Below are 15,846 nucleotides of genomic sequence, written 5' to 3'. Positions count from 1 at the left end.
AAGCCACCGAGGCGCCCGTCAGCCCTCTTTGCCCTCGGTGCGCAGCTGATCGCGGTGGTTGCGCCAGCGCTCCATCATCCCGACGAGCTCGCCCTGTATGAACTCGAAGAAGGCGAGGGTTTCGCCGATCCGGTGGCCGGCCGGGGAGGTCTCGCCGAGGCTTTCGATGCCGTCGCGCAGGGTGGCTTCCCAGCGGGTGATGGCGCTGTCCCGGCGGGTCAGGGCCTCGTACCACTGGTCGCTGTGGACGCGGTAGCGGTCGCGGCGGGAGCCGGGCTCGCGTTCGCGGCTGACCATGTTGACCTGGGAGAGGTAGCGGACCGCGCCGGAGACGGCGGCGGGGCTGACCTGGAGGCGCTCGCCGAGCTCGGCCGAGGTCAGGACGCCGGAGTCGGAGGCCAGCAGGCAGGCGAAGACACGGGCGGGCATCCGCGGCATACCGGCGTCGACGAGCTGCGCGGCGAACCGTTCGACGAACTCCGAGACCGCCTCGGCGTCGCGCTTGTCCAGATCCCGCGGTACCGGCCGCTGTTCCTGCCGTCTCTGCTGCCCTTGCTCTGCCCGCTCTGCCATATCCGCATCATCTCCCCTGATCAGAACCGCGGCTCCAACTTAATACAGTTTCTTAACTTCACAAATTTGTGAAACTAGCGTACCTTCAAAATCATGACGAAGGCAATCTCTCCCTCTGCCGCGATCCGGGTGGCCGGACTCCACAAATCGTTCGGCCGGACCCACGCGCTGGACGGCCTCGACCTCGGCGTCGAGGCCGGCGAGGTGCACGGCTTCCTCGGGCCCAACGGCGCCGGGAAGTCCACCACGATCCGTGTCCTGCTGGGCCTGTTGCGCGCCGACGGCGGCACCGCCCAGCTCCTGGGCAAGGACCCCTGGCGCGACGCGGTCGCGCTCCACCGCCGCGTCGCCTACGTCCCCGGGGACGTCACCCTGTGGCGCAACCTCTCCGGCGGCGAAGTCATAGACCTGTACGGCCGGCTGCGCGGCGGCCTCGACACCGCGCGGCGGGCCGAGCTGCTGGAACGGTTCGAGCTGGACCCGACCAAGAAGGGGCGTACGTACTCCAAGGGCAACCGCCAGAAGGTCGCCCTGGTGGCCGCCTTCGCCTCCGACGTCGATCTGCTGATCCTCGACGAGCCGACCTCCGGGCTGGACCCCCTGATGGAGGAGGTCTTCCAGAGCTGCGTCGCCGAGGAGCGCGACCGAGGCCGTACGGTCCTGCTCTCCAGCCACGTCCTGTCCGAGGTCGAGGCGCTGTGCGACCGCGTCAGCATCATCCGTAAAGGACGGACCGTCGAATCCGGCTCCCTCGGGCAGCTGCGGCATCTGGCCCGGACCTCCGTCACCGCCGAGCTGGCCGGTCCGCCCAACGGCCTCGCCCGCCTTCCCGGCGTCCATGACGTGACCAGTCGGCCGATCGAGCGCGGTCAAGGACTCCGCGTGCAGCTGCAGGTCGACACCGACAAGCTCGGCGCCGTGCTGCGCTCGCTCAGCGAATCCGGCGTGCGCAGCCTCACCAGCACCCCGCCCACCCTGGAGGAGCTCTTCCTGCGCCACTACCAGGACGACGCCCGTGGGGACGCCCTACGTGGGGACGCCGTACGTGACGCAGGGGTGAGCGCACGATGACCGCCGTAGCAGCCGCAGCCGCCCTCGCCCCGGCCCGCGACCCCCGCCATCTGGCAGGCACCGGCGCCCTGTTGCGCCTCGCGCTGCGCCGTGACCGGGTGATGATCCCGGCCTGGGTGCTGGGCCTCGGACTGGCCGTGGCCGGTACGGGCTCGTCCTTCGCGGCCCTGTACGACACCGCCGCCAAGCGCGCCGGGCTGGCCACGTCGATGAACGCCAACGCCTCGCTGCGCGCCCTGTACGGCCCGGTCTTCAGCGACTCCATCGGCGGCCTGGTCGCCTGGCGGATGGCCGGCTTCGGCGCGGTCCTCGCCGCGGTGATGAGCCTGCTGATCGTCGTACGGCACACCCGCGAGGAGGAGGAGACGGGCCGTCAGGAGCTGCTCTCCGCGGCAATGGTGGGGCGCCGCGCGCCGCTGACGGCGGCGCTGCTCGCAGCCCTGACCGCCAATGCCGTGCTCGCCGCGCTGATCGCGGGCGGGCTGGCCAAGTCCGGGCAGCCGGCGGCCGGTTCACTCGCCCTCGGGCTCGTCGTCGGCGCCGCGGGCATGCTCTTCGCGGGCCTGGCCGCCATCGCCGCCCAGCTCACCGAGAGCGCCCGGCTGGCCAAGGGCCTGACCGGTGCGGTCCTCGGCCTCGCCTTCGCACTGCGCGCCGCGGGCGACGCCGCTGCCACCGCCGACGCTCCCCCTGGCTCCTCCGCGGGCGCCCCCACCTCCCCGATCACCTGGATCTCACCGATCGGCTGGGCCCAGAACCTCCGCGCCTACGCCGGCGAACGCTGGTGGGTCACCCTCCTCTTCGCCGCCGCGACGGCCCTGGCCATCGCCGCCGCCTACGTCCTGACGGCCCGTCGCGACATCGGCATGAGTTTCCTGCCGGCCCGCCCCGGCCCGGCCCGCGCGCCCCGCTCGCTGAGCGGCCCGTTCGGCCTGGCCTGGCGCCTTCAGCGCACCACCCTGCTGGGCTGGACACTCGGCTTCCTCTGCGCCGGCGCGCTCTTCGGCGGGATCGCCAAGGGCGCCTCCGACCTGGTCGGCGGCAATCGGCAGACCCTGGAGATCGTCCAGCGGATGGGCGGCCAACAGGGCCTGACCGACGCCTTCCTGGCCACGATGGCCGGCATGCTGGGCATGATCGCGTCGATCTACGCGGCCGGATCGGTGCTCCGGCTGCGCGGCGAGGAGACCGGCGACCGCGCCGAGCCCGTCCTGGCCGGCGCCGTCGGCCGCCTCCGCTGGGCCTGCGGCCACCTGGCCATCGCCTATCTCGGCACCGTCGTGATCCTGGCGTCCGGCGGTCTGGCCCTGGGCATCGGCTACGGCATCACCGCCCATGACGTCACCGGGCAGCTCGGCCCGGTGCTCGGCGCCGCCCTCTCCCAGGTCCCCGCCGTCTGGGTCCTCACCGGCGCGGCCGTCCTCGTCTACGGCCTGCTCCCGAAAGCCTCCTCCGCCGTCTGGGCCGTGGTGGGCGGCTGCCTCGCTCTCGGCTGGATCGGCCCGTCCCTGAAGTTCCCCCAGTGGGCGATGGACCTGTCCCCCTTCAGCCATCTCCCCAAGCTCCCGGGCTGCGAGGCCACGGCCGCTCCGTTCCTCTGGCTGCTGGGCCTCTCGGCCCTCTTCATAGCCGCAGGACTGACGGGCCTCCGCCGGCGCGACATGGGCTGACCCGCGGGCCCACCCACGGCGTGGGGGGGGGGGGGGGGGGGCCCGCCCCCCCGGCCCCCCCGCCCCCCCCCCCCCCCCCCCCCCCCCCCCCCCCCCCCCCCCGCCGGCCGCGCCCCCCCCCCGCCCCCGCCCCCCGCCCCCGCGGGGCGGGGGGGGGGGCCCGGGGGGGGGGGGGGGGGGGGGCCCCCCCCCCCCCCCCCGGGGGGGGCCCCGGCCCCCCCCCCCCCCCCCCCCCCCCCCCACTTCTCCCCCGCGCACCCGGTCCCGCTCTCGCTCCCGTTCCCGGTGCCGTTCCTGCTCCCGGTGCCGTTCCTGCTCCCGGTGCCGTTCCCGGTGCGTGAACCGGGCGTACGCAACACCATCCACAGGCTGTGGACAGAGCACACTCGCCGCCCGCCCGCCAGTCACCGTTCGCTATTTCACCTGGCGGTGCGATAACCCGCAGTAACTCTGGAGCGATAAGTAATCACGCCATTACTTTTCGTGTGCACGGTCGTGACCACGACCCAAGGCACCGGAGGGGTTCATGCGACGCATCACCACCAGGATCGGCATGCTCGCGGCGGCGGCTCTGCTCGCCGTCACAGCGGCCGGGCCCGCCCAGGGGGAGCAGGCGAGCGGCGCCGCACAGCGCACGAAGGCCGAGTCGGCGGCCTACTTCGTGATGACCGACATCACTCGCCAGGAATTCGTCATCAAGCTCACCGACCCCGCCAAGATCCAGCACGCACGGGACCTCCTGAGCGGCGCGACCACGTCGGAGCCGCACATCATCGGCAGGATCGACAAGCGCCCCGCGCCGTACAACGCCCGCTGGAGCTTCCACTACCGCCCGGACACGATCGGCTTCTTCGACTACGCCATCGAGGTGTGTGACGCCGTGACGCCGTATGTCGAAGACCATCTGGACGAGGCCGGCGGGCCGTTCCTGCCCGGGTTGGTCTGGTGCCCCTGGAGCTCCCGCCTGGTGGCGGAGATCGACCAGCCGTAGCCGGGCCTGACGCCTGGGGGCCGGCCGGCGCCGGTCAGCCCCCAGGCGTCACCAGCCGCGCCTCGTACGCGAACACCGCCGCCTGCGTCCGGTCGCGCAGCCCCAGCTTCACCAAGATCCGGCTGACATGCGTCTTCACCGTCGATTCGGCGACGACCAGATGCTCGGCGATCTCGCCGTTCGACAACCCCTGGGCGACCAGGATCAGCACCTCCGTCTCCCGTTCCGTCAAGTCGCCGATGCGTTCCTGGGCGGGGGCGCGCGGGGTGCCGAGGCGGGAGAATTCCGAGATCAGGCGCTTGGTGACGGTGGGGGCGAGGAGGGCCTCGCCGGAGGCGACGATGCGGACTCCCTCGGCGAGCTGGCCGGCCGAGGCGTCCTTGAGGAGGAAGCCGCTGGCTCCGGCGCGCAGCGCTTGGTAGACGTATTCGTCCAGGTCAAAGGTGGTCAGCACCAGGACCTTGGCGTCCGCGTCGGCGGCCACGATCTCGCGGGTCGCCTCCAGGCCGTTCATCTCTGGCATCCGGATGTCCATCAAGACCACGTCCGGCTTGAGGACCGCGACCTTGTGCACCGCCTGGCGGCCATCGACGGCCTCGCCGACGACCTCGATGTCCGGCATGGCGTTGAGCAGGACGGAGAAGCCCTCGCGGACCATCACCTGGTCGTCGACGATCAGTACGCGAATCATGCCGTGGTCTCCCCTGTTGCGTTGGCCGCCGTATGCGCCACCGGTATGAACGCCGCGACCTCGAAGCCGCCGCCCTCGGTGCGGTCGGCCGTCATCTCCCCGCCCAGCATCTGCACCCGCTCGCGCATGCCCAGCACGCCATGCCCGGCGCCCGGGGACGGCTTGGCGAGACGGCTCGGGGTGCCGTTGACGATCCGCAGACCGAGCCCGCCCAGAACGTAGGAGATCTCCACCCGGGCATCGGCACCGGGCGAATGCCGCAGGGCGTTGCTCAGCGCCTCCTGCACGATCCGGTACGCGGACAGCTCGACGCCCTGAGGCAGCGGCCTGGGCGAGCCCGTGATCACGGCCTCGACGGTCAGCCCGGCGCTGCGGACGCTGTCGAGCAGCGAGTCGAGGCTGGCAAGGGTCGGCTGCGGCGCCTCCGGGTCGCTCCCGGCGAACGCGTCCGGATCCTCCGAGCGGACCACGCCCAGGATGCGGCGCAGCTCGGTGAGCGCGGCCACGGCGTTCTCACGGATCGTCGCGAAGGAGGTGGCAAGCTCGGGCGGGGTGTTCTCGACGCGGTAGGGGGCGGCCTCGGCCTGGATGGCTATGACGGACATATGGTGCGCGACGACATCGTGCAGCTCGCGGGCGATGGTGGCGCGCTCCTCCAGGAGCGTGCGCCGGGAGCGCTCCTCGGCCGTGACGGTCTGGGTCTCGACGACCTGTCGGCGCTCCTCACGCCAGGCCCGTATCGCCGCCGCCGACACCAGCACCACAGCGGAGAAGACCGCCACCGGTGGCAGATCGCCCGTGCCGTCGCTGGTGAGCACCGACAGCACGGCCGCCACCGCGAAGGTGACCAGCCACATCTCCACGGCCAGTCGCGGACGGGTGCGCAGCACCACCAGGGTCATCACGGCGAGGTGGGTGGGGAAGGCGGCGCCCGAGAAGATGCTGCCGTACGAGGAGGAGAGGATGTCGCCGCCCAGTGACACGACGACGGCGAACAGCGACAGCCAGAACGCGCCCACCGGACGGAAGAGGGTGAGGGCCGGCGGGACGGCGACCAGTAGGCAGAAACCCACGGCGAGGACGCCGCGCACCGGACCCATGCCGTAGGACATGGTGAAGGACGCCATGAAGACGCAAACCGCGAACATCCCGACGGCGAAGTGCGGCAGCCAGCGCGCCCAGTGCCGCAGCTTCTCCGGCAGCCACGGCACCCATCGGGACACCTTGGCGTCCTCCAGCGGCGGCATCGGGCGGAAGGCGAAGGCGTCGACGAACAGGTCCTGGCGCAGTCGGTGCAGCGCGCCACGGGCTATCCGGGCCTCTGAGCGCAGGGTGCTCTGCGTCTGGGTCGTCTGGTTCACGCAGACAACGGTAAGCAAGACCGGGCGTCCGGGCGTCCCCTCCAGCGCGTATCTTCCACGTCCCCCCCAGGTACTACGCGGGCGAGCACTACGAGCGTGGGTCCACAAGGGTGAGGAGGTTCCGGCACGCCGCGGTGCCCGGGGTGACGGGGACGTAGTGGCCGACACCGGGCAGTTCCCGCAGGTCCGTCGCAGCGGGCGAGGCTGCGGCATAGCGGCGGGAGATCTCCAGCGGGACGTCCGGATCGGCGGTGCCGTGCAGGATCGTCACGGGGATGCCGGCCGGTGGGTGGCGCAGCGGGTCGGCCGCGGCGAGACGCTCCGCGAAGCCCGGCCCGTCGCCGCCGAGGAGCTCTGCCACCGCGCCACCGCTCAGGTCCAGCACATGGGCGCGAGCGAGATCGGCGACCGGCGAGACGGCGAGCACGCGGGTGACCGGGGTGCCGGGGCGGGCCGCGGCGAGCAGGGCGAGGTGGCCGCCCGCGGAGTGCCCGACGAGGACGAGGCCGCGGCCCGCTCCGGCACCGGCCCCGCCGTGCGGGGCTGCCGCACCGGCCCGCGCCCCGCCCGCTCCCGCCTCGTACGCCACCGCCTCGACGGCCGCCGCCACGTCCTCGAACGTCTGCGGTGCGCCGCCGCCCGCGCCCACCCTGCGGTACTCCGCGAGGGCGACCGGCAGCCCCCGCCCGGCCAGCGCGGCGGCGAGCGGCGAGAGATGACGGCGGTCGTAGGCGGCGCGCCAGAAGCCGCCGTGCAGCAGGACGACAAGGGGGCCGCCACCGCCGCCCCACGGCCCGTACAGGTCCACCACCTGGTCCGGATGCGCGCCGTACGCCACCGTCCGGTCCGGCGCCACCGGGGCGAGCCCCAGCAGCGCCGACTCCTCGTCCGGTGCGCTCACCCGCGGGCCCCGGCCGCTTCCGGGGCCTCCTCGGGCAGCGCCCGCAGCACCTCGCCCAGCACCCGTGCCGCCCGCTCCGCGTCCGCGAAGGAGGTGTAGAGCGGGGTGAAGCCGAAGCGCAGCACATCGGGTTGGCGGAAGTCGCCGACCACCCCGCGGCGGATCAGCTCCGCCATCACCTCGGCGGCCCCGGAGCACCGCAGCGACACCTGGCTGCCGCGCCGGGAGTGGTCGGACGGCGTGACGGAGCGGACCCGTCCCGGTGGCACATATGCGTCGACGCAGTCGAGGAAGAAGTCGGTCAGGGCGAGGCTCTTGGTGCGGACGTCCTCGATGGAGACGCCGTCCCAGACGTCCAGCGCCGCCTCCAGGGCGAGCAGCGACAGGACGTCGGGGGTGCCGACCCGGCCGCGGACGATGCCGTCGGCGGGGGTGTAGTCGGGGGCCATCCCGAACGGCTCGGCGTGTGAGTTCCAGCCGGGGAGCGGCGAATCGAAGCGCTCCTGCAGGCTCTCGCGCACATAGAGGTATGCGGGCGAACCGGGGCCGCCGTTGAGGTACTTGTACGTGCAGCCGACGGCGAGATCGACGCCGTACGCATCCACCCCGACCGGCAGCGCGCCGGCGCTGTGGCACAGGTCCCAGACGGCGAGCGCGCCGGCGGAGTGCAGCGCGGTGGTGATGCCCGGCAGGTCGTTGAGCCGGCCGGTGCGGTAGTCGACGTGGTTGACCAGCGCGAGCGCGGTGCGCTCGGTGACCTCGTCGGCGATCCGCGCGGGCTCGACCGGACGCACCGCGAGACCGGTCATCCGGGCCGCTGACCTGGCGATATAGCCGTCCGTCGGGAACGTGGTCGCGTCGACAAGGATCTCCGTACAGCCCTTGCCGGCCATCCGGATGCCGCCGACCACGGCCTTGAAGATATTGATGCTGGTGGAGTCGGAGACCACGACCCGGCCGGGCGCCGCCCCGATGAGCGGCGCGATCTTGTCGCCGACCCGCTCGGGGGCGGCCCACCAGCCGGCCTCGTCCCAGGAGCGGATCCGCAGCTCGCCCCACTCGCGGGCGATGACATCAGCTATCCGGCCGGGCACCGCACGGGGCAGCGCGCCGAGCGAATTGCCGTCGAGGTAGACCGTGTCGTCGAGGACGAAGCGGTCGCGGATCGTCGCGCCCAGCGAGTCGGCGGCATCCAGCTGCCCGGCCCGGTCGGCGTGTTCGCGGAGCCCGGTGTTCCGGGAGGTGTTCTCGGGGGTCTCAGACATGGCTGCGCGCCGTCCAGAGCTCGGGGAAGACGTTCTTACGGGCCCGCTTCTCCAGCCAGGCCACCCCCGCGGAACCGCCGGTGCCCATTTTCGATCCCATCGCGCGCCGGGTCGCCACCAGGTGGTCGTTGCGCCATCGCCAGACGAGTTCGCCGACGTCGGTCAACGCCTCGCCGAGACGGACCAGTTCGGACTCCTGCGGGCCGGCGTAGATCTCGGCCCAGACGGCCTCGACGGCCGGGTCCGGCTCGTAGCGCAGCTCCGGATCCCGCCGGACGACGGCCTCGGGGATGGCGTAACCGCGGCGCACGAGCAGCCGTAGCACCTCGTCCCACAGGCTCGGCTCCTGGAGCGCTTTCTCCAGCTCGGCGTACTCGCGCGGTGCGCCGCGGTGCGGCACCAGCATCGACGCGGATTTCTCGCCGAGCAGGAACTCCAGCCGCCGGTACATCGCGGACTGGAACCCGGAGCCCTCGCCGAGCGCGCTGCGGTAGGCGTTGAACTGCTCCGGGGTCAGCCGGGCGAGCGGCTTCCAGGCGGCGTTCAGTGCCTCCAGCTCGTAGGTGGAGCGGCGCAGCGCATCCATCGCCACCGGCAGGTCGTCGCGGCGCAACGCCTCGGCGGCGGTGTGCCACTCATGAACGATGACCGTGAACCACAGCTCCATGACCTGGGTGGTCACCAGGAAGACCATCTCGCCGGGGTCGTCGGAGAGCGGGTGCTGGAGGTGGGTGAGGACGCCCGCCTGGACGTAGTCCTCGTACGGGGTCGTGGTGCTGCTGCCGATGCTCAGATCGGGGGCGAACGGCGCCTCTGCGGCATCGTCGGCGGATGTTTCACGTGAAACGGCGTCGCCGGACGCGGCGGGAGGAGCGGGAGAAATCGGAGAAGGCTGCGACATGAGGGACTCCTCAGGTGCGAACTACCGGGTAGCGGTCCGCTCCTTCCTTGTCGGCTCGGGAGCCCCGGTCCCCTCAGGCGCGGTATGACCGGCCCACCTGAAATCATCCGTGCTGATCTCCAGCCGCGCAAGGGCCGACCGCGATCACGCGGCCGGCCCATCGGTCCGGGGTGTTCCCGGCGCTGCGGATCCCGTCAGGACAGCGTGTCGGCCGCGGTCGGGGAGGAGTCGCGCAGGAACGTCGTGCAGCGCTCGTACTCCTCCTGCTCGCCGATCGCCTGCGCGGCGCGGGCGAGGGCGTGCAGCGCACGGAGGAAGCCGCGGTTGGGCTCGTGCTCGAACGGCACCGGGCCGTGCCCCTTCCAGCCGGCCCGGCGCAGCGAGTCCAGGCCGCGGTGGTAGCCGGTGCGGGCGTACGCGTACGACTCCACGGTCCGGCCGCCCTGGAACGCGTCGTCGGCGAGCTGCGCCCAGGCCAGCGAGGAGGTCGGGTACTTCGCGGCGACGTCGGACGGCGCCGTGCCCGCGGCGAGCATCTCGCGGGGCTCGGGGTCGTCGGGCAGATGGGTCGGGGGCGGTCCCCCGAGGAGATTCTCGTGAATGGCCATGTTCCAAGTCTGCCTGGTCTCCGGCCCACGCCGCGGGGCCGGGCCCGGCGCTACCGCTCGCCGACGGCCTCCCCGGGCTTCGCGGGCCGGGTCTCGCCCGGGTCCAGCGGCGGCGCGCTCACCCCGCAGTGGTACTGGCAGTCCGGGTGGCACGGCTCCGGCGCCTCGGGCTCGGCGCCGCGCAGCACATCAGTCCGTACGGTCAGCCAGGCGATCAGCGCCCCGACCAGCAGAATCCCCGCGCACAGCGGCATCGCGCGCCGGAAGGTGGCCGCGAATTCGTCCGCCGAGCGGTACGCCGTCGGGCCCATGCCCGCGAGCAGCGGCAGCGCGGCGACCGCCACCAGCCCCGCGGCCCGCGCGGCGGCGTTGTTGATGCCGCTGGCCAGGCCCGCCCGGCCCACATCCACCGCCGCCAGCACGGTCGCGGTGAGCGGCGCGACCAGGGTCACCATGCCGGCGCCCAGCACCACCAGCGCGGGCAGCACATCGGCCAGGTACGACGCATGCACGCCGACCCGCGTCATCAGCAGCATTCCGGCGGCACACAGCACCGGCCCCACGGTGAGCGGGATCCGCGGCCCGATGCGCTGGCCGAGCTCCCCGGAGCGGGCGGACAGCAGCAGCATCAGAACGGTCGTGGGCAGCAGCGCCGTGCCGGCCTGCAGCGCCGAATAGCCCGCCACGACCTGGAGCTGGAGCACGGCGAGGAAGAAGAAGCCGCCGAATGCGGCGTAGACACAGACCGTCACGGCGTTGACGGCGGTGAACTGGCGGATGGCGAAGATCGACGGTGGCAGCATCGGGTCGGGACGCCGCCGCTCGACGTGTACGAACGCCGCCCCGAACAGCAGACCGAGCACCGCCGGGACGATCACCCCGGGCGTGGCACCCCCGTTCGGGGCCGCGATCAGCGCATACGTCACCCCGGCCAGCGCCAGCGCCCCCAGCACCGCGCCCGGCGCATCGAACCCGCGGTGCTCGCGCGCACCCTGCTCCCGGGTCTCCGGGACGTGCCGCAGCGCCACCGGCGCACACACCGCCGCCAGCGGCACGTTCAGGAAGAACACCCAGCGCCAGCCCGGCCCGTCCACCAGCCAGCCGCCGATGAACGGCCCGACCGCCGCGGCCACCCCGCCGAGTCCGGACCAGGCGCCGACCGCCCGCGCCCGGTCGTCCGGGTGGAAGACGGCCTGCATCATCGCCAGCGAGCCGGGCGTCAGCAGCGCCCCGCCGACGCCCTGCAGCGCGCGGGCCGCGATCAGCACCCCGGCGTTCGGCGCCAGCCCGCACAGCAGCGAGGCCGCCGCGAACCACACCACACCGATGACGAACACCCGTCGCCGGCCGTAGAGGTCGCCCAGCGAGCCGCCCAGCAGGATCAGCGAGGCGAGGGTGAGCATGTAGGCGCTGACGGTCCACTGCAGGACCGCCAGATCCGTGTTCAGGTCCCGGCCGATGGTCGGCAGCGCGACGTTGACGACCGTGCTGTCGAGCATCGCCATGCCGGATCCCAGCACGGCCGTCGTCAGCACCCACCGGCCCCGTGCCGACGCCAGCCGGACCCCACCGGGCGCGCTTGGTTCGCTCATGGGGTGAGCATGCCCGTTCGCTGCGCTTTGCTTGCGCCCCACGTTTTCGGCTTTCCCGCCGTGGTGGTGTTTCGCCGTTGCGCCTGCGGCCGTTCCGCTGCGCTTTGCCTTGGCCCCACGTTTTTGTCTGTCCCGCCATGGCGGTGTCTCGCCGTTGCGCCTGCGGCGGGCTGTGTCCGCTGCGCGGGGCTGTTCGGCTGCGGGACCGGCCCTACACGGCTCCGCCGCTACGGCCCGCCCCCTCCCCGTTGAGGGTGGGAAAAAGAAAGGCCGGTGGGGGTGCACGTCAGTGGTCAGCCGCACCCTGTGGATCACAGGTGCACCAAACCCTCAACGCACACCCCCACCGGCCCGTCTTCCACCCACCCGTGGGAGGGGCCGCGCCGCAGGACGGAGTCCGGAGGCGTGGTACCGCACCCGACAAACCCACGCCCGCCGCAGGCGTCACGGCGACAAACCACCACGGCGGGAAAGCCAACAACGTGGGGGGCCCGCCAAGCGCAGCGGACGGGTTACTTGATCTTGGTGCCCGTCGAGCGCAGGTTGGCGCAGGCCTGGGTCACGCGCTTGGCCATACCGGCCTCGGCCAGCTTGCCCCAGCTGCGCGGGTCGTAGGCCTTCTTGTTGCCGACCTCGCCGTCGACCTTCAGCACACCGTCGTAGTTACGGAACAGGTGGTCCGCGACCGGGCGCGTGAAGGCGTACTGGGTGTCGGTGTCCAGGTTCATCTTGACCACGCCGTTCTCCAGCGCGGTGGCGATCTCCTCCTCGGTGGAGCCGGAGCCGCCGTGGAAGACGAAGTCGAACGGGGCGGACTTGCCGTACTTGGCGGCGACGCCCTCCTGCAGGTCCTTGAGCAGCTCGGGGCGGAGGACGACGTTGCCCGGCTTGTAGACGCCGTGGACGTTGCCGAAGGAGGCGGCGAGCAGGTAGCGGCCCTTCTCGCCCAGGCCCAGCGCCTCGGCGGTGCGCAGCGCGTCGTCGACCGTGGTGTAGAGCTCGTCGTTGATCTCGTGGGTGACGCCGTCTTCCTCGCCACCGGTCGGGGTGATCTCGACCTCGAGGATGATCTTGGCGGCGGCGGCCTTGGCGAGCAGTTCCTGGCCGATGGCCAGGTTGTCGGCGAGGGTCTCGGCCGAGCCGTCCCACATGTGGGACTGGAAGAGCGGGTTCAGGCCCTTGGCGACACGCTCCGCGGAGACGTCCAGGAGCGGGCGGACATACCCGTCGAGCTTGTCCTTGGGGCAGTGGTCGGTGTGCAGCGCGACCGTGATGTCGTACTTGGCGGCCACGACGTGCGCGAACTCGGCGAGCGCAACGGCGCCGGTCACCATGTCCTTGTTGTGCTGACCGCCCAGGAACTCCGCACCACCGGTGGAGATCTGGATGATGCCGTCGCTCTCGGCCTCGGCGAAACCACGCAGCGCTGCGTGCAGAGTCTGCGTCGAGGTCACGTTGATGGCCGGGTAGGCGAACTTGCCTGCCTTCGCCCGGTCGAGCATCTCGTTGTAGACCTCGGGAGTTGCGATGGGCATCTGTCCGCTCCTTGTGTATGCGGGTGTGCGTTCTTGGCCCTGACCAGGGGGCGAGGACTTCGCCGGGGCCATCTTCCCAGACGCGGTCGATTGGTCCACCGCGCCCATCCGGCCTTCATGCAAAAGGGCGGTCGGTTTCACGTGAAACCGACCGCCCTTTGTGAAAGCCGCAGGTCAGGCGCGAGGTGACCGACCGAGAAGCGTGCTCAGCCCAGGCCGAGGTCGCCGAGCTGGTATCCGGTGATGTACGGAAGGCCCGCCTCGGCGATGGCCGATGCCGCGCCCCGGTCCACGATCGTCGCGACCGCAACGACCTCGGCGCCCGCCTCGCGCGCCGCCTCGACGGCGGTCAGCGGCGAGCCGCCGGTGGTGGAGGTGTCCTCGACGACCAGCACCCGGCGACCCTTGATGTCCGGGCCCTCGATACGGCGCTGCATACCGTGCGCCTTCTGTGCCTTGCGGACGACGAAGGAGTCCAGCCGGCGGCCGCGCGCGGCGGAGGCGTGCAGCATCGAGGTCGCGACCGGGTCGGCGCCGAGCGTCAGCCCGCCGACCGCGTCGTAGTCCAGGTCCGCGGTGATCTCCAGCATCAGCTGACCGACCAGCGGTGCGGCCACGCCGTCCAGGGTGATCCGGCGCAGGTCGATGTAGTAGTCGGCTTCCTTGCCGGAGGAAAGCGTCACCTTGCCGTGCACCACGGCCTTGTCCTTGATCTGCTGCAGCAGCTCGCCGCGCACGTCGTCACTCATGCGCACGAGCTTAGGCGGTGTCCCGGTCCAGGCTCCGCCAGCTCCAGGTCGTGGAGATCTCCAGCGGATCGATGGGCGTGACCAGGCGCGGCAGCGTATTGAGACCGTTCGGCGGGCCCGACTGCGGCTCCACGCAGACCGCCTCCTCCTGCTCGTCGTAGACCACGACCCACTCGGCGCGGCCGGCCACCTTCAGCCGGAGCCGTCCCGGCCAGGTCAACGTGAGGTCCAGACCCTGCGGCATCCCGAAGCAGTCGTCCCACGGCCCCGGCTTCGGCGTGATCCGCCGGCCGGTCGGCAGGTGGTCCGCGCCCCGCTCCTCCTGCCACTCGGCCGCGAAGTCGACGATGACGTCCTCGCCGCCGTCCCCCAGGTTCCGCAGGAACCACGGGTGCCAGCCGGCCTGCGCCGGGAAGGAGTCGGCGGCCGCCTCGACGCTCATGGTCAGGGTGAGCGAGCCGCCGTCCTCGGCGAGCTCGACCACCTGGGTCACCGTCCCCGGGTACGGCCAGGGGGCGGCCGGATCGGCGAGGTCGTAGGTGAAGACGGCCTGCGTCGCGCTCACTCGCGCGGTGTCCCAGTGAACGTTGCGGCCGGTGCCGTGGATGGCGTGCGGCGCGGCGTTGACCGGCATCTGGTGCAGCTCACCGCCATTGCGGAAGCGGCCGTGGTCGATCCGGCCGCACCACGGAACCATCGGGAAGCTGCCGTACTTGTCGCCCTGCCGCAGCAGCTCCAGACCGCCGACGCGGAGGCTGCCGAGGCGGCAGCCGTTGTCCGGATGCACGGTCACTTCGGCGTCCCCGGCGGCCAGCCGTACGCCCTCCGGCCGCGTCCGTGAAGCGCTCTGCGTGGTGTTGTCGGTGCTCACGGGACGACCCTAACGGTGGGCCGGCGCACCGCGCCTGCGCCACCGCCGACCGGCGCCGCCTCGGCTACCGCGCTCAACGCCGGCGGCGCAGCACCCGGCCGACGACCACGGCTGAGGCGAGCACCACCGCCGCGGCGGGCGCCGCCCAGCGCAGCGTCGCCGAGGCCGTGTTCACCTCGGGTGGCGGCACCGGCGCGTACCGTCCGCGCGGCGGCGCGTGGTCGACCTCCTCGGCGCTGCGCCCGATCATCGTCCGGCGTGCATGGGCGGCCTCGGCGGGCACGTCGCTCTCGGCATCGCCGTCGTACGCATGGTCGGAATCCCGCGCGGCGGCGCCGTCGAGCGCGGCATCCACGTCATCGAGGTCGTGCACGTCATCGAGATCCTGGCCCTGTACGGCGTCCGCATCGCTACGGGGGTCGAGCGACGGCGGCGGCACCTCGGTCTCGAAGATCCCCCGCCCGGCCGGTTCACCCGGCGGCGCCTCGGGCGGCGCCTGCACCGGCCGCTGCTTCAGATCCGCCGCCAGGTTGTCCGCGAAGCGGTCGAGCAGCCGGCGGCCCGCAGTCTCGGCGGACTGCTCGCCGACCTCGGCGAGCCGGCCGTCACTGCGCAGCGCACCGGAGCAGGCCAGCGTCGTACCGGGAGCGGGCTCGGTCGTCGGCGTCAGCCGCACGGTCAGCGTCAGCGCGACCGTCCCCTCGCCACGCGTCTCGGCGCCCTTCGCCTCGAAGATCAGCGCGGCGTCCTCCGCGGCGGATCTGCCGCCCTCGTCCGCGATCGTCAACGTGCCGCGATAGGTGATGGTGGAGCTGCCGATACGCAGCCGGAGGCGGCCCTCGGGGATGTTCGGGGCCGCGTCGGCGTCGAGCTGGACTCCCGGGACACAGCGCGCCACGCGCTCCGGCTCGGTGAGCGCCTGCCGCACGGTCCCGACGGGAAACGGGACGTACACCTCATGCTCCATGGCATGGGAGCCTACCCAGCACCCCCCGGCCCCGTGCCCGCTCCCGCACAACTTTCTGTGCACCCGCGCCGGACGGCCCGCTGCTCCGCCCCGTGGGCGT

15 protein-coding genes are annotated in these 15,846 nt (G+C 72.5%); 3 read left to right on the top strand and 12 right to left on the bottom strand.

Features of this window, described 5'->3' with window-relative positions; translation table 11 throughout:
• Positions 1–18: 18 nt before the first annotated feature.
• Positions 19–573, bottom strand: a complete 555-nt coding sequence (locus ACZ4S3_RS14815) for a GbsR/MarR family transcriptional regulator (RefSeq protein WP_467932205.1) — start codon at positions 571–573, stop codon at positions 19–21.
• Positions 574–666: 93 nt separating this feature from the next.
• On the opposite strand from ACZ4S3_RS14815, the gene ACZ4S3_RS14810 reads away from it, so the two are divergent.
• The 3 genes from ACZ4S3_RS14810 (at position 667) to ACZ4S3_RS14800 (ending at position 4,305) form a co-directional block, all read left to right on the top strand.
• Positions 667–1,644, top strand: a complete 978-nt coding sequence (locus ACZ4S3_RS14810) for an ABC transporter ATP-binding protein (protein WP_467932200.1) — start codon at positions 667–669, stop codon at positions 1,642–1,644.
• Complete coding sequence (locus ACZ4S3_RS14805) at positions 1,641–3,314, top strand: ABC transporter permease (protein WP_467932197.1); 1,674 nt, start codon at positions 1,641–1,643, stop codon at positions 3,312–3,314. The genes ACZ4S3_RS14810 and ACZ4S3_RS14805 overlap by 4 nt, the downstream gene beginning before the upstream one ends.
• Before the next feature lie 526 nt (positions 3,315–3,840).
• On the top strand, positions 3,841–4,305 hold the full coding sequence (locus ACZ4S3_RS14800; protein WP_467932192.1) for a BP74-related protein: 465 nt from the start codon (positions 3,841–3,843) through the stop codon (positions 4,303–4,305).
• Positions 4,306–4,339: 34 nt separating this feature from the next.
• Here ACZ4S3_RS14800 and ACZ4S3_RS14795 read toward each other — a convergent pair whose 3' ends face one another.
• From ACZ4S3_RS14795 to ACZ4S3_RS14745, 11 genes are all read right to left on the bottom strand, one after another.
• Entirely contained in the window at positions 4,340–4,996 is a 657-nt protein-coding gene (locus tag ACZ4S3_RS14795) for a response regulator (RefSeq protein ID WP_467932189.1), read from the bottom strand.
• Positions 4,993–6,357, bottom strand: coding sequence for a sensor histidine kinase (locus ACZ4S3_RS14790; RefSeq protein WP_467932184.1), 1,365 nt, complete (start codon positions 6,355–6,357; stop codon positions 4,993–4,995). The genes ACZ4S3_RS14795 and ACZ4S3_RS14790 overlap by 4 nt, the downstream gene beginning before the upstream one ends.
• Positions 6,358–6,445: 88 nt before the next feature.
• Positions 6,446–7,258: an alpha/beta hydrolase family protein gene (locus ACZ4S3_RS14785; protein ID WP_467932180.1), complete on the bottom strand. Its 813-nt coding sequence runs from the start codon at positions 7,256–7,258 to the stop codon at positions 6,446–6,448.
• A complete protein-coding gene (kynU, locus tag ACZ4S3_RS14780) occupies positions 7,255–8,523 on the bottom strand; it encodes a kynureninase (RefSeq protein ID WP_467932178.1) in 1,269 nt (422 codons plus the stop codon). Before kynU ends, ACZ4S3_RS14785 begins: the two co-directional genes overlap by 4 nt.
• Positions 8,516–9,424 (bottom strand): tryptophan 2,3-dioxygenase family protein, encoded by a 909-nt coding sequence (locus ACZ4S3_RS14775; RefSeq protein WP_467932174.1) that lies wholly within the window; start codon positions 9,422–9,424, stop codon positions 8,516–8,518. The genes kynU and ACZ4S3_RS14775 overlap by 8 nt, the downstream gene beginning before the upstream one ends.
• Before the next feature lie 194 nt (positions 9,425–9,618).
• On the bottom strand, positions 9,619–10,032 hold the full coding sequence (locus ACZ4S3_RS14770; protein WP_467932170.1) for a DUF3151 domain-containing protein: 414 nt from the start codon (positions 10,030–10,032) through the stop codon (positions 9,619–9,621).
• A 50-nt stretch (positions 10,033–10,082) separates the two neighbouring features.
• Complete coding sequence (locus ACZ4S3_RS14765) at positions 10,083–11,624, bottom strand: MFS transporter (protein WP_467932166.1); 1,542 nt, start codon at positions 11,622–11,624, stop codon at positions 10,083–10,085.
• A 512-nt stretch (positions 11,625–12,136) separates the two neighbouring features.
• A complete protein-coding gene (gene fbaA / locus ACZ4S3_RS14760; RefSeq protein WP_467932162.1) occupies positions 12,137–13,159 on the bottom strand; it encodes a class II fructose-bisphosphate aldolase in 1,023 nt (340 codons plus the stop codon).
• A gap of 206 nt (positions 13,160–13,365) precedes the next feature.
• Positions 13,366–13,908 carry an orotate phosphoribosyltransferase gene (pyrE, locus tag ACZ4S3_RS14755; RefSeq protein WP_467932157.1) on the bottom strand — a complete coding sequence of 181 codons (543 nt, stop codon included), beginning with the start codon at positions 13,906–13,908 and terminating at the stop codon, positions 13,366–13,368.
• A gap of 10 nt (positions 13,909–13,918) precedes the next feature.
• Positions 13,919–14,779, bottom strand: a complete 861-nt coding sequence (locus tag ACZ4S3_RS14750) for an aldose epimerase family protein (RefSeq protein ID WP_467932155.1) — start codon at positions 14,777–14,779, stop codon at positions 13,919–13,921.
• Between the two features lie 73 nt (positions 14,780–14,852).
• Entirely contained in the window at positions 14,853–15,746 is an 894-nt protein-coding gene (locus ACZ4S3_RS14745; RefSeq protein WP_467932150.1) for an SRPBCC domain-containing protein, read from the bottom strand.
• Positions 15,747–15,846 lie beyond the last annotated feature (100 nt).

The sequence above is a fragment of the Streptomyces sp. NPDC028368 genome, assembly GCF_055565615.1.
Note: the sequence above shows the minus strand (reverse complement) of the source record. Positions and strands in the feature narration are given on the sequence as shown.